Source organism: Roseburia sp. OF03-24, assembly GCF_003463035.1.
Taxonomy (GTDB): domain Bacteria; phylum Bacillota; class Clostridia; order Lachnospirales; family Lachnospiraceae; genus Roseburia; species Roseburia rectibacter.
In genome coordinates this window covers 60,335-74,728 of sequence record NZ_QSCK01000009.1, presented here as the reverse complement: position 1 = coordinate 74,728, position 14,394 = coordinate 60,335, and the positions used below count along the sequence as shown (strand labels likewise).

At 41.5% G+C, this 14,394-nt stretch carries 12 protein-coding genes; all 12 read right to left on the bottom strand.

Features of this window, described 5'->3' with window-relative positions:
* Nucleotides 1–50: 50 nt before the first annotated feature.
* The 12 genes from DXA60_RS06170 to DXA60_RS06115 all read right to left on the bottom strand — a co-directional run bounded on the left by DXA60_RS06170 (nt 51) and on the right by DXA60_RS06115 (nt 14,337).
* Entirely contained in the window at nt 51–3,383 is a 3,333-nt protein-coding gene (locus DXA60_RS06170) for a hypothetical protein (RefSeq protein ID WP_117920428.1), read from the bottom strand.
* 77 nt (nt 3,384–3,460) lie between these two features.
* Entirely contained in the window at nt 3,461–4,255 is a 795-nt protein-coding gene (locus DXA60_RS06165) for a hypothetical protein (protein WP_117920426.1), read from the bottom strand.
* Nucleotides 4,239–5,243: a DUF6077 domain-containing protein gene (locus DXA60_RS06160; RefSeq protein ID WP_117920424.1), complete on the bottom strand. Its 1,005-nt coding sequence runs from the start codon at nt 5,241–5,243 to the stop codon at nt 4,239–4,241. Before DXA60_RS06160 ends, DXA60_RS06165 begins: the two co-directional genes overlap by 17 nt.
* A gap of 13 nt (nt 5,244–5,256) precedes the next feature.
* On the bottom strand, nt 5,257–6,066 hold the full coding sequence (locus DXA60_RS06155) for a hypothetical protein (RefSeq protein WP_117920422.1): 810 nt from the start codon (nt 6,064–6,066) through the stop codon (nt 5,257–5,259).
* A 15-nt stretch (nt 6,067–6,081) separates the two neighbouring features.
* Nucleotides 6,082–7,104 carry a DUF6077 domain-containing protein gene (locus tag DXA60_RS06150; RefSeq protein ID WP_117920420.1) on the bottom strand — a complete coding sequence of 341 codons (1,023 nt, stop codon included), beginning with the start codon at nt 7,102–7,104 and terminating at the stop codon, nt 6,082–6,084.
* 61 nt (nt 7,105–7,165) lie between these two features.
* Nucleotides 7,166–8,650: a flippase gene (locus DXA60_RS06145; RefSeq protein WP_117920418.1), complete on the bottom strand. Its 1,485-nt coding sequence runs from the start codon at nt 8,648–8,650 to the stop codon at nt 7,166–7,168.
* A 2-nt stretch (nt 8,651–8,652) separates the two neighbouring features.
* Complete coding sequence (locus DXA60_RS06140) at nt 8,653–9,429, bottom strand: glycosyltransferase (RefSeq protein WP_117920416.1); 777 nt, start codon at nt 9,427–9,429, stop codon at nt 8,653–8,655.
* 8 nt (nt 9,430–9,437) lie between these two features.
* Nucleotides 9,438–10,370 (bottom strand): glycosyltransferase family 2 protein, encoded by a 933-nt coding sequence (locus DXA60_RS06135; RefSeq protein ID WP_243006779.1) that lies wholly within the window; start codon nt 10,368–10,370, stop codon nt 9,438–9,440.
* Between the two features lie 41 nt (nt 10,371–10,411).
* A complete protein-coding gene (locus DXA60_RS06130; protein WP_117920412.1) occupies nt 10,412–11,245 on the bottom strand; it encodes a glycosyltransferase family 2 protein in 834 nt (277 codons plus the stop codon).
* A 53-nt stretch (nt 11,246–11,298) separates the two neighbouring features.
* Nucleotides 11,299–12,243 (bottom strand): glycosyltransferase, encoded by a 945-nt coding sequence (locus DXA60_RS06125; RefSeq protein WP_117920410.1) that lies wholly within the window; start codon nt 12,241–12,243, stop codon nt 11,299–11,301.
* Nucleotides 12,244–12,256: 13 nt separating this feature from the next.
* Nucleotides 12,257–13,171, bottom strand: coding sequence for an NAD-dependent epimerase/dehydratase family protein (locus DXA60_RS06120; RefSeq protein ID WP_117920409.1), 915 nt, complete (start codon nt 13,169–13,171; stop codon nt 12,257–12,259).
* 11 nt (nt 13,172–13,182) lie between these two features.
* On the bottom strand, nt 13,183–14,337 hold the full coding sequence (locus DXA60_RS06115; protein WP_117920407.1) for a glycosyltransferase: 1,155 nt from the start codon (nt 14,335–14,337) through the stop codon (nt 13,183–13,185).
* Between the last annotated feature and the right edge of the window lie 57 nt (nt 14,338–14,394).

The following is a 14,394-nucleotide window of genomic DNA, read 5'->3' as shown; positions in this document are numbered from 1 at the left end:
CCCCGGCAGGATGTATGATGATCATCCCACCGGGGTATCTCTTTTTACTTTTATTTCGCTTTGGTCTTTACGGAAACAACGGAAGAATAACTTCCATATACTTTCTTTCTATCCACTTTACGATATACACGGATCTTATAATAGTAAGTCGTTGATTTTTTCAGTTTTCCATCTTTATAAGATGTCGTACCGCCTTTGGATATAGTTTTTACTTTCTGGTATTTTCCATCTTTTCTGTTGCTGCGGTAAATCTCATAGCCATTTGCGCCTTTTACCTTTGACCAGGTCAGCTTTACGTTCTTTGCATTGGATGCTTTCGCTTTTAGTGTTGTCTTTGCCGGTACAGCTTTTGCAGATTTTACATTGGAAAATCCACTGGTCTGATTTCCATTCTGCGTCTTAACAACTACTTTGATCTTGTAATAGTATGTTTTTCCGGTTTTTACACTGCTATCCGTCCAGGAACTGGTTCCCACACTGTCGATGGTTTTTATATTCTGGTAATCTCCATCTTTTTTCGTGCTGCGGTAAATCTGATAGGAAGCTGCAGCCGGCACAACTTTCCATGAAACTTTCAGTTTATTGTATGCTGTCGATTTTACGGAAGTTACGCTTGTCTTTTTATTTCCAATCTTATTTACACAGAGGGTATATTCTTTATCTACAGCATTTTTTGCAAATGCCTGCACTTTCAGATAATAGGTTCCTCTGCTTAATTTGACTGCAGATGATTCTGTATAAGTACTTCCTGCATAAGAATAGATATGGTCATAATCCTGATAACCTCTCTTAGCATTTGCATTATAAAGTGTTACATACCAGCTTCTTCCCGCATCATTGATCTTTTCATGTGCCAGACTGAAATTGATATACTGTGCTTTTGTAAGTGTAAAACGATAATAGTCTTCGTCTGATGAATAGCCTGTGATCACACCCTTTACCGCTTTGCCTACCTGTATATTATCTGCGGATGCCCAGTCACCGTTATTCTCTGTCTCCCAGCCGGAAGCTGCTTTCTGTGTCAGGCAGATCGTGTAGTCTCCGGTATAAAGGGTCGAAGCCTGACTGACGCATACGTAATATTCCCCCGCATCCAGTCCTAATTTACAGGATGTATAAGAAGTCTCTGTCCCGGTATTCGTAAATTTATAAATTTCACTGTTATCCTTATTGTAAAGAACAACATTATAACAGCTTGCTGTACTCTGACTGTTTTTATGTCCAAACTTAATCTGCAGATAGCCTGCTTTTGACATTTTGATCTTATAGTAATCTTTGTCCGAGGAACTGCTTGTGCTTCCGTAATAAGTTTTTCCGTTCTTTACGGTATTTGCAGTGGCAGCAGAATCATTCGACTCCACTTCCCGGTCACTTGCTGTCTTTGCTTTGATACATACATCATAGTTTACAGGATAACTCGTTCCGCTCAATAATGTTCCCGTCGTATTTCCGGTTCCTGCGATCTTAATGTAATACTCACCTTTCGGCAGTCCAAGGTTCGGCGTGGAAATGCTTGTGTCCCCGCCACGGATCTTCGTAGTGTAGACTTCTGTATACTGGTCTTTATCCACTTTGCGGATCACGCTGAGCACAAACATGTTTGTTGTTTCCTGTCCGCTCACAACCGGATGCGTCAGTTTCACATTGATATAACCATTTGCAGAAAGTGATGTTTTAAAATAATCCACATCACTGTAGGTACGGATATCTCCGCTGTATGTTGTGCCGGAAACAGCCGTATTTGCTGTATCGTAAGTATCATTGCTCTCGTGCTCCCAGGTACTGCACGCCTTAAAGGTAGTTTTGATCACATAGTTTCCGCCGTAATATGCATTCTGACCTGCCACCTTAATATAATATTTACCTGCTGACAGTCCCAGTTTAATGGAATCCGTGGCTTCATCTTCCGCTTTACTGGTCATTTCGTAGATCGAATTGCCGGAAGTATCACAGACTGTAACTGCATAAATAGCCTTATTCTGCCATCCTGTAACTTTCGAATGCTGCAGATTGATCACGATATATCCGTCTTTTGTTGTCTGAAAACCATAATAATCAGAATCACTGACACCATACAGACTTCCGTAAACTGCCTTGCCTGATGTCATTGTGTCTGCTGTATTTATATCATCATTGCTCTCGCTCTCCCAGTTGTCTGCATTCGTCCAGGATACCTTCAGCTTGTACGTCTCTCCATTTGCTCCCTGAACTGTCAGTGAACCTGACGCATCCATATATTGGATTCCTGATACTTTCAGATAATAGGTTCCGGCGTCAAGTCCAAAATTAACCGACTCGGATTTCTCCTCATCTTTCTTACTTGTCATTGTATACAACGTATTTCCGGCAGCATCGCAGACTGCTACACTGTAAATATCTGTTGAAAGCCTGCCGCTCACTTTATCGTGCTGTAACTGAAATGAAAGATATCCTTTCGTGGTGGATGTGATCTTATAATAATCGGTATCCGATGCAGAGGAAATGCTTCCTGTTATCGTCTGACCTAATCTGTCATAATTATCTGCTGTGGCAATCGTATTATTTTGTTCTGTCTCACAATAGGTATCTTCATACTGTACGCTGAAGCTGTAAGCTGCAGACCCGACTGTAAGTACTCCGGTTCCGGTAATCTGTACATAATAGGTACCGGCATCAAGTCCTATTTTCGCCGTCTGGTTCTGTGTATCCTGCATTCCGCTTGTTACAGTGACTAACCCACCAACCTGATCGGCAATAAAATCAATCCTCCAGGCCGTACTGTTGCTTGCGCTCGATAAATTCGCATGTGCAAATTTCAGTTGTACCATACCGGCTTTGCTCATCGTAAATTTATACCAATGTGTAACAGATGTTCTGGATGTCGTTGCATTATAAGTTGTATTCAGTCCAATCGATGTTGCTGCCGCATAGGTACTTCCCGGAGTCACATTTCCATCTTTCTTTAGAATATCCTCACTTTCTTCTTTCTCCGTGTCTGCCGCTTCGTTATCCCCGATAAGTGCCTCTGTACTTTCTGTATCGTCAGTCATCTCTGAATCTTCTGTTGCCTGCGTACTCTCTGTATTTTCAGTCGTCTCAGGAATTTCTGTACTCTCCGTATCCGCCGGCATCTCAGAATTTTCTTCTGTTCCGGTATTTTCCGTTGTCTCAGAAATCTGATCTTCGCCACTATCTCCTGCTTCGTTCCCCTCTGCGTTTTCAGAGTCTCCCATCGCCTCCGTGCTCTCTGTCACCTCAGGATTCTGTGTTAGTTCTGTAATCTCTGTTTCATTTTGTTCACCGGCTGCATATACCACCTGCTCTGCCGGAACTGCTGTCACGCAAAGGCTCAATACCATAAGCCAAGCAGCGATCCTTTTTCCTGCCTGATGTCTTTTTTTCATATTATTCTCCATTCCTGCGCTGCTTTCAAGCGCATCTCAAGTTTGTGCGTACTATATTGGTTATACCAGTCGCATTTTTAATCTTTCAAATACACGACATAACTGTCTGTCTTTCCAAAACATGTATACCCTGCTTCCTCCATTTTAGGTTTATCATCATCTGAAATCCGTAGTACAATACAGTTACTGCCATAGCGCTCAGCAACATCAATCTGATGATCTACCGCCCGTGGAACCGCCACAATGGTTGCACAGGCCTCATAAAATTCTTTTTCTTCTTCGTCTTCAGAGACATCTTTTCCATCTATCATCTGTCTGATCAGATCTTCCCCATACAAAAGCTGCACCGACTCATTTAATTCACGGATCTGTGCACATACTTCCCTTGGCGCAATCATATTCGTAATTGCAGGATTTTCACTACGCAGCAGGGTATCAAGTTCCACAATATCTTCTGAAACCTTATATGTATTCTGTAACAGTTGTATTTTTACCTCGCCAAAACGAAAATACATGCTGACAACTATAAGGCACACACACCCAGCTATACATAATACCTTTGTGAAAAAGTTTTTAACTGCTGAAATCAGCTCTGTTACGAGAACTGCTATTACAACAGCCGGCATGAGCAGCATAAATATTTTCGCATAATCTTCCTGCATCCAGAAACTGCTTATATTATTGTAACCAAACGGATTTCCAAGAAGCAGAAAAAACAAAATTTCATATTTTACCAGCCGTCCGATACGCCAGTCAAGTCGTTCTTTCTCTGCTACAAGAAAAAGAACTGCAAAACCTGTCAGTGCCAGACTTATTCCATCTGTACCAAAATTTCGAAACTGCTCTCTGAGTGCTTCAAATGCTGCTTCCATTTTTCCACCTCATAATACCTGTCATAACTATAACTGCCACCCATGCAAATGTTATCATAAAAAATCCTTTTTCATACATCAGTTGTCCTGCCAGCGCCGATGCCACATAACAGATCAGTACCGGCACAGATGCATAATTTTTCAGACTGCGCAGCTCTTTTTCCTTTCCGAAAATCTGTAATATCGACCACGGCAGCAGAGCCAGGAAAAACAACGGTTCTCCATTCCATTCATTTTGAAAAACACTGAAATAAAATGCCTTGTCTGCTGCCAGCGGAATTGCATACAATACCCATATCATCGCAAGAAACATATATCTTTTCCCCGCTTTTTCCCCAGGGAATAAAAATCCTGCCCAGAGAACATAGACAGCATAATATATCGGAAACATAAAAAACGGTAGGATCATCCGGATGAATTTAGCCGGATTCAGGTTACATATTTTCAAACAGACTGCATAATATGCATCTAACGGAGATCCTGCCATCTGTGCTAACAATTCTTTTTCTACCGGCAACATCGGTGCTTTTCCTGTCATCGGATTGATCTGATACAGCGTATCAAAAGTATACATAGTCAGCACGGATTCTACCGTATTATCTTTCTGGCTGACCGTCACTGCTCCCACACTAAATACAGTAAGTATGATCACAACCAGTATACCTGGTATCAGTTTTTTCACTTCCCTGATGATATCTGACAAGCGTATTTCTTTTCTTTTCCAAAAAATAAATGCCAGCGCCAAAATGATCACAAGTATCATAACTTTGCACCATATTTCTGTCAGTACGGACAAAGATAACTTTTGCATAATCACAATCCGTGCGATCAGATAAAACAGTCCAAATAATATTATGATTCCCTTCAGATAACACTGCAGAAAATCTATATTTTGGGCACCACTTTGTTTTTCCACCACAAATCCCACCGCTGTGGGGAAAATATACCAGATGCCTGTAAGTACAAGCAATTTAAAAACAATAAGCAATTTTCTGAGCCTCCTAATCGTTATTACAGCGATATAATTCGTACCCGTCTACCTTATCAACATAGACCAGATCAAGCAGATCCATATAATAATCCGAATAATACTCTGTATTCCGGACAAAATATTGTACTTTATTCTTTTTTAACAGCTTATTTGCTGTCTCAGGATCGATTTCCACTCCTCTGGTAAACATGGATAATGCCCTTTTATTGTTTTTATACTGTTCTTCCGGATCTATACCGGAAGCTGACTGAAACTGGTACAGATCCATTACTTTATTTGACACTGCAAGCACAACTGACGGATCATACTGACGCAGCCAGTAATACAGATCCGCATCACAAAGCACAACCGGATTTTTGGTATCTTTATTTCTCCCGATCATGTCTGACACCTCAATGACTGACTGATCTATCTTATAAACATTATCATCAAGTTCGATTGCCGTTGCCCTGCCGCTGCACAGATACAAAAAACACAGCAGAAACAGAAACAGAATATTTCTCTCAGCACCTTTCTTCTGCCTTACGATCAGCTTTGCTCCCATAAATGCACACAGAAACATTACCGGAAGAATCCAGTAAAATCTGCTGTAGCGGTCTCTCCATCCCAGTTTTTTCAACACCCATTCCATAATAAACGGATTAAAAATGGTAACCAGTGAAATAAAAAACGGCCATACAAATATCTGTTTTAATACCTCGTCCTTTTTTTGGATAATATAAAATAAACATCCCAGATATGGCACAATATAGAGAACATTCCACCAGAACCCCAGAAAAGTTGTATGAAAATAACTTAGATTAAACCATTCTTCGAGCATTTCATCCCTCTTTCATTACAAAATCCGAATCATTGCCATTACTATCCCCGGTATCATGCACACAAATGCCCGGAACAGATACCGCCATTTTTTCTGTACAAATATGATGGACAGTAATCCCGCTCCTACCATTACCGTGATAATAAAAATACCGCTGATAGACATTGATACACCTGCAAATGCGATCAGACAGAGTATCAGCCAGTTTCTTTTGCTTTCTATTTTTTTTGCTAAAAGTACCATCGCCAAAAGTACCATTGGGAGATACAGATTAGCCAGCATTGACTTTGATTCTGCCGTTCTCTGCCACAGATAAAATGCTGATGTTTCCTCAAACTCATAGCATAAAATACTCATAAATCCATAAATTCCAACTGTCCAGTCTGCAATGTCTCTTCTGCCGTCAGAAAGACGTCTTGCGATTTCATACACGATCAGACTGGCGGTCAGAATCTCTACACATGCCAGTACCCGGCTGCTCGCCACAAGCGGATGCATTCCAAATATCCTTGCTAAAAATGCGATCAGCATCGGATAACAATCATGCACGTAGTTTTCCTGCCCGATATATTCGCCTGTTCTTGCATCATACTGGTAAATAGTATCTGTATACAAAGCATTTGCTGCATGTCCGTTATAATAAGATGTATCATAACCATTGATCCGGCTTCCATTGTTCATTCCATAAAAGATCTGCAGCAAAATCAGTACAAACAGGATTATCGTCACCTGATCCGGTTTCTTAAAAATTATTTTTTTATTTTTTCTGTTCTGCCTCAAAAGGTATGTAATACATCCTGTCAGTATTATGACAAAAACTGCCGTTTCTGCATATACCAGTACATGAAATGCCATACCCGATAGCTCAATTGGAATCTCTATTAATGCAAAAACCGTAAGAAATATTACAAATCCGGACAGATATTCAAATGCTGTCGTTTCTTCCGTTCCAAATATACAGCAAAAACTGCTGCCCAATATAAAAAACACAGCGCTAAGCACAAATAAAGCAATTATAATGCCTGTAATTGAATTCATATCTGCACCTCTCCATTACTCTGGCTATAAGTATATCATGCCATTCTGTCACAAACAAGACTCACCCCTGTCTGCGTTTTGCATAAACACGCACCTTTTTCCAAAGTTCTTCCACGATTTCATTGCGTAATATGATCAACACTACAAAGTATACCACTCCTGCAACTGCAATGACAAAAAGAATCATCCATACACGGTTCGTAATCAACTGTTCCAATCCGAAAGTCACTGCTAACATTGCTAAAAGTGCGATTGTCTGTGTAAGTATATAATGTCTGCTAAATTTTAATATATAATACTTTTTCGCATGCACCAGCAAAATTACCGTAACGACTGCTTCCGATAACACAGATGCAATAGCCGCCCCATCCTGTTTTAATACGGGGATCAATGCAAAATTCGCACATACATTTACCACAGCCCCTGTAACCGTAGCACGCAGGATCATTTTTTCCATTCCAGTCGCAGTTAAGATGATATGTCCCAGAAAATATGCGATTGAAAAAATCAATATCAGAACACTCAAAATTCTCAGTGTTGGGATTGCAGGATCAAATGCCCTGCCAAATAAAAGAGGCACTACATATTCAGCCGTAGCTAAAAGTCCTGCTGCACAGGGCAGTGCTAAAAGCAGCAAAATCTGTGTTCCTCTGTTGATCAGCGCATTCCCCGTCTTATAATCTTTCTGTTTATAACACATGCTGATCCTTGGATAAAAAACTGCTACAAGTGCAATCACTACCGTATACGTCATTCTGACAATCTTTACAGCATTCGAATAATATCCTACATTTGTTTCCCCATAATAGTATTCCAGCATCACCGAATCAAGCATTGTATAGATATCAGTTGCAATCGATGATGCAAGAAGTATCATGACCGGACGCATATGTTTTCCTATATGTAGTCCTGTATCTGCCACTTTTCCCTGTCTGCTGTGGCAGATTCCCTCCAGAGAAATATATTTTCTTAAATTCCATGCATTCCAGAGGTTATTTCCAGCCGTTGCAATACATAAGATCAGCGCATAGATCAGATAATCGCTCTCGTCCTTTACAAAAAGAAGCATCAGTCCAAACGATGCAATCTTTACAATAAAACTGCGCACGGAAATATAGACATATTCTTCCATTCCCTGATAAAACCAGTCAATGTTAAAAATATTGAGGATAAGCATCAGTCCCATAACATTGAATAACGGCTTGCGGTCAGCAAAATGCGGAAAATAATTGACAAATAAATAATATGCGATCGTGCAAAGAACAGTTGCAGCAAAATTGATAAGAAACAATTCCAAAAAAGTCCTGCTCCTCTGCTCCTTGTCGACATTGCTCTGCGCAATCGCCTTGACACCATAACTTGGCAGGCCTAAAGAAGCAATCAGCACAAAATATGCCGCGATCGTATTTGCATACGATACACGTCCCACGCCTGCCGGCAGCAGAACATGCGATACATACGAAGTCGTTATCAGTGGAAAAAGGGCCGTAAAGCCCTTATATGCCATGTTGAATATTGAATTTTTTGCAAGAGATTTTTTTCCCATTTTCAGTACCTGTTCAATCGTATCAATATCTCACGTTTCCAGTAAAACAATAACCTGTGCATAAGGTCAGTCCGGCTGCTTCCACACACAGTGCGAAGCCATTTCAAAGACATTGTTCCCTCTTTTTTATCAGCTTTGGCATAACACTTTGCCACCCGGTAAAATCCCTTATTATATTCCCTGCCAATCGTTCCTGTAGATGTGTGGATCAATGGGATATCACATACATAGACTTTATTTCCCTTTGCACGGGTATACATACAGCGCTCCACGCCATATAAATGCCAGTTATCACAAATTATCTCATCAAACGGATGCTGCAAAAAGAACTCCGTATGACCGCCAAAAAAACACTCATCCACTGTCTCACAGCCAGTCATGCCGCTGTACTCCCTTTCTCCTGCCACTACCTGTTCCCTGCCATGGCGGACTTTTGATAACACACAGGTATGTTCTCTTGCCTGTCTGTCATTATCCTCCACAGCACCTGCCACTCCAAGAATATCTTCCTTCTGCGTCATCAAAAGATAATTTACAAACTTCTCCAGCATATCTGCATCCGGCAGTTCTATATCCTGATGAGAATATATCACATATTCTGTTTTCACCTGTGCGGTTGCCGCATTCAATGCTTTTGCACAGGAGCTGTACTGCTTCCCGCAGTTATCGATTCCTATCAGCGTATAGTTGTAATGCTGTCTTGCCAGATCCTCCGTCAGCTTTCTGTACTGTTTTGGATCATTATAACAGCATACCACCGTCACATCTGCTCTGTCCATATTCCCTGTCACTCTTTCATCAACTTCAAAAATGTCCGATAGGATTTCGTGATATTCCCGAAATAAAAAATCTTCGCATCACAAAAATCTTTCATCACAAAATTAGTGGACACTGCCTCCTTGTGCATGCAGCCGACCTCCGGTGCATACAATAGCGTCATGCCTTTTTTCTTTGCAAGATAATAGAGGATCTCCTCCTCTGCATAGAGAAACGTCCCGTCATAAAATCCGTCCATCTTTCCAAAAAAATCTTTTGAAAATACCAGACAGCAGCCATGCAGAAGGACATCTCTCATCCGTTCATTCACACGGCTGTCCGCGGATACAGATTTTCCATTCTCCTCGCGCGTGGTAAGATTCTTGCTTGCATCTTTGACATCACGTCCCTCTTCATCGGAAACAACTCCATAATGACCTGCAATGGCTTTCTTTAAATGCAATAATTTGATCATCTGGAACATTTTACATTTTACCCAGGAAACCGCAATCTGCTTTCGCATATAGTTTAATGTATACTGCCTGTTTTTCGCCACCGGATTAAAATGTCTGCTGCGGCTTGCATCCACGATATCACCGCCTAAAATGTCAAAACGTTCTTCCGCATAAATCTCACGTAATTTCTCACAATAATCTTTCTGCTCAAAGATGATATCACTGTTTGCTGCCACGATAAAATCCGGCTCAAAATGAGATCTTGCGTACTGGATGCCCAGATTATTGCCACGCGCAAACCCAAGATTTTTTTCACTTGCGATCACGTGCACTCTTTTTTCCCCGGCAAATTCTTCCCGAAGTGACTCCTCACTGCCATTGCCGGAACCGTTATCCACTAGAACAATGCGGATATCCTGTCCCTGCTGTGTAGAGAGAACTGACTCCGCACATGCGGCAGCCTCTCGCCAGGTTTTATAATTTAAAATCACAAAACAGATCGTTCCCATATAAATCCTCATTCAAATAATGCCATTGTCATACCGGCATTCTATGCGCCGGAATATCTCGTCTTTGTTCCAAGTATGATACGGACATACGGTGTGATGGAACGTACAATTGCCGTTCCCAGTCCGAAGTTTTTATGCAGGAAGTGGAACCAGTCACGGAACGGCAATCCCTTACGGCTTTCCTTTAAGCGGATACGCTCCATGCGCGGCAGTGTCTCATCCTGCCAGGTTTTCTGCAGCGTATTATCATTGCACTCACCCACAAACTTTGGATAAATATGGATCTTATATCCAAGTCTGCTGATCTGTAAACCATAATCAAAATCGCCGATGCTGTGCTGATAAAACGGATCGATACCGACTTTTTCAAAGATCTCACGCGGAATGATAGCACAGTTTGCATTGAAGGTATCACAATTTGCCTCCGGTGCATCCGGTCCTAATTTTTTGTATTTGATCCCTTTGGTATATTTGATGCCACCATAACTTAAACCACCGTTTTCTCCACAGATGGCTCCGACAGTGACCTCATCTTTTTTCAGATGCGGTGCCATCTCGTCAAAAATGCCCGGAAAAAACTTCGTGTCATCATTCATCAGCATATAGTAATCGTAATCCATATGTGTTTTTTTGATATGCTCGATTGCCTTATGCATGCCGCCATTCCAGAAATTGTTTCCGTCTCCCTCGATCAGATCGATCTGATATGTTCCATCATCACGCATCTTCTTTAACATCTCACGTGTTCCATCAGAACTATTGTCATCTAAGATCACATAATCAAAGGTAACATTTTTATTTTCAGAAAGAGTTGCCATCCCCCGTTCTGTCAGTTCTCTCCTGTTAAAACAGGTAAAAATTGCAAGTATCTTCATATTTATTTCATCCTCATTTCCAGACAGCCTGTTTTGTCTGCCATTCAAATGTTCTATGCCTGTCCGATATAGTTTTTCCGGAATACCACATGGTAGATCCGTTTGATCAGATTCGGCTGTGACTCATGGATCAGTGCTTTTTTCATCGCCCTATGGATCTCCGGTTTTTCACAGATCTCCTGTGGGAACTCTGTGATTCTGTGATCTGTCATCAGTTTATGGTCGAATACCAGTCCTTTTTCATTGCCGCAGTGGATTCCTGTTCCATCCCAGCCTTCATTGCTGACTAATGACTTTGTCGGGGATAAGATCAGTCCCTGCTTTCTGAAATTCGTCCAGTACCAGCGGATCGCCCAGGAATTGGTTTTTGTATCAGTTTTCTGCATTTTCATGATCTTGTAAAAATCATAGGTGTTGTCATAATTAAATGCTTTCCGCAGTTTTTTATCGGAAACCATATCCGTCCAGTCATCACAGTCTGCATCAAAATATTTCCAGCGGTCACTCCAGGTTGCCCATGACCAGCTTGTACCTGATAATGTATTAAAATAGGATTCACACGGATAGGAGAATGTATCTCCGAAATGGGAAAATCCGGTAATTCCTGTCACTTTCTTTTCCTGTTCATAACGGTCTAATCCATCGTTCATAAACAAAAGGAAATAGCGGTTTGTGACAAGATCATCCTCTAATACGATCACTTTTCCATATTTATTTACGATTGCAGTCACACCTTCGATCACGTTTTTTGCAAGCCCATAGTTCTGCTCCCTTGCAGTCAGTTCCACGTGACGGAATCCCTGCACAGTCTTTACATAATCACGGATTTCCTGCACTTTTCCTTTATCTGCATCTTTTTTTGCAGCATCAGAAAATACGTACAGATCGGTTTCTTCTGCCAGTTCATTCGCTGCAAGTGCCTGAATGGTACGTTTTGTATGCTCCGGCCGGTTGTAGGTAAATAATATGACCGGTGCTAAACATCTTGTTTCTTCCATTCTATTTTCCTTTCTATGCCTGCTGTTTTACCCAGCTTACATAATCACGGATTCCTTCGGTAAGATCCATTTTTTTCTCATATCCGATCTTTTTCAAAAGAGAGATATCTGCACGCCAGTTCTGCGGATCGCCGACCTTCGTCTCACCGTTGAACCGCACGATATCCGTTTTTTCTCCAAGCTGTGCGGCATAAATCTCAGCAAGTTCCCGGATAGACACTTCCTCGCCGTTTGCAACGTTAAAGATCTCCTCCGGTCCCTGATATCCTAAGATCAGCTCTAAGGCACGCAGAATATCGGAAATATGGATAAAATCACGCGTCTCATTTCCGGTTCCGAACAGATCGATCCGTCCGGTATTTAAGTATTTCTGATAGATATCCCATAAAAGCTGTTTGCGCAGACCGCTTCCATATGCAGAAAAAATGCGCACACAGCGGATGTGATATCCATGCACCCTGTTATAATAACTGCACAGTTCCTCGCCCATCTGTTTATGAAGACCATATGGGGAGATCGGTGAAAGTGCATCCTTTTCCGTAATTGGAAGCTGCTTCGGATTGCCGTAGACACCTGCACTCGAAAAGAAGATGATCTTCGGTCTTTTTTCAAATGACTGCAATGCTAAAAGCAGCTGATATAAACTGTGCAGATTTCCGTCTAAGTCCGCCATCGGATTTACAATCGATGCTCCGACATTTGCACTGCCGGCACAGTGTAAGATCACATCCGGCTGTACTCCGGTAAATATATTGGCGAGTTCCTGCGAGTCCTTTGACATATTACACTGATAGTAGTGGATCTCTGCTCTATCCTCGCAGTAACGGTCGGCTAGATCAATGCCGGTGATCTCGTAATCTTTGCTGAAATATTCCATGGCGCATCTTCCGATAAAACCATTTACGCCGGTGATGATCATTTTTTTCATGGACAAACCTCCTATAAAAACACTCTCTCAAGTGCCCTCGAATACTCTCTCGCCTCGTGGTACATATTTTTAATTCCCTGTTCCATGTCGCCGGCATATTCGGCTTCATGCTCCGGCAGGGATGCACGCGCTGCAGTGCGCGCGATCGTTTCGGCAAGCTGTTTCGGATCATGTGGATCAAAAAGAACACATTTTTTGTTCTGCTGTTCCTGATGTACCGGGATGTTTGACAAAAGTACAACTTTATCAAGTACTTTTGCATCCTCTAAGACTGTCCCCCACCCCTCACAGAGTGATGGCTGTACGATAAACTGTGCATTCTTCATGATCGCAAGCTGCTCGGTACGCTCCACAAATCCTAACAATTTTATATTAGCACAAACTGCATCTGATTCCATGATCTTTCTCAATTTATCGATATATTCCGGGTTACGGTAATCTTTCAGATTGCCGGTAAATACAAAATCATAATCACAGAGTCTGCCCTCTTTTAACAGACATTCAATTGCTTCTACCATAACGATATGATTTTTATGCTGCCAGAACTGGTTCGGAATATAAATATATTTTCGCTTCAGATCAAACTTTTCACGGACACTCTGCTCTAATTCCGGTGTAATGGCACGCACTTCCGGTTCAATGTAAGATACAAAATGTACCACCTCAACCGAGCATCGGTGTCCCGGATAGAAACGCTCTAAATCCCTTGCCGCATCGAAACTGCTTAAAACCATCGGATTATCGCTTCCTGTCATGGCAAGATCATTTTTTTCTTTGTGTGCCAACTCCTCTGCGCCGAAAAACTCCGGCAGGGTTCTGTGCTGAAAGTCAGGTATCCAGAAGATACCTTTCTTTTTAAAGAGTTTTCCGATCTTGTTGAGCTCTAAAGCATAGCAGTATTTCACTCCGCCAAACCAGATCAGACGCATCTCATAGAGTGCCAGTTTTATTTTATTATTTCCATCAAAAATACGGACATCGACATTTGAGTTACCCTTAAAGCAGTCAAAGATATCTGCGTGTTCCGGATCGATCAAAAGCACCAGTGAAAAGCGCTCCATGATATTTTCATTCTGCAGGCAGCTGAATATAATGTTCTTAATATAATAAAGTCCACCGATCCATCCTCTGTTTCCAAGTCCGTTAAATAAAATCTTTTTTTTCATTATGAAACTCCAATCCTGTGTGTGGAAAATATAATTTTTCACACGATAATCCTAAGT

Bases quoted from the DNA above. Each gene is read 5' to 3' on its own strand.
- DXA60_RS06170 (WP_117920428.1), bottom strand. From the start codon at position 3,383: ATGAAAAAAAGACATCAGGCAGGAAAAAGGATCGCTGCTTGGCTTATG.
- DXA60_RS06165 (WP_117920426.1), bottom strand. From the start codon at position 4,255: ATGGAAGCAGCATTTGAAGCACTCAGAGAGCAGTTTCGAAATTTTGGT.
- DXA60_RS06155 (WP_117920422.1), bottom strand. From the start codon at position 6,066: ATGCTCGAAGAATGGTTTAATCTAAGTTATTTTCATACAACTTTTCTG.
- DXA60_RS06150 (WP_117920420.1), bottom strand. From the start codon at position 7,104: ATGAATTCAATTACAGGCATTATAATTGCTTTATTTGTGCTTAGCGCT.
- DXA60_RS06145 (WP_117920418.1), bottom strand. From the start codon at position 8,650: ATGGGAAAAAAATCTCTTGCAAAAAATTCAATATTCAACATGGCATAT.
- DXA60_RS06140 (WP_117920416.1), bottom strand. From the start codon at position 9,429: ATGGACAGAGCAGATGTGACGGTGGTATGCTGTTATAATGATCCAAAA.
- DXA60_RS06135 (WP_243006779.1), bottom strand. From the start codon at position 10,370: ATGGGAACGATCTGTTTTGTGATTTTAAATTATAAAACCTGGCGAGAG.
- DXA60_RS06130 (WP_117920412.1), bottom strand. From the start codon at position 11,245: ATGAAGATACTTGCAATTTTTACCTGTTTTAACAGGAGAGAACTGACA.
- DXA60_RS06125 (WP_117920410.1), bottom strand. From the start codon at position 12,243: ATGGAAGAAACAAGATGTTTAGCACCGGTCATATTATTTACCTACAAC.
- DXA60_RS06120 (WP_117920409.1), bottom strand. From the start codon at position 13,171: ATGAAAAAAATGATCATCACCGGCGTAAATGGTTTTATCGGAAGATGC.
- DXA60_RS06115 (WP_117920407.1), bottom strand. From the start codon at position 14,337: ATGAAAAAAAAGATTTTATTTAACGGACTTGGAAACAGAGGATGGATC.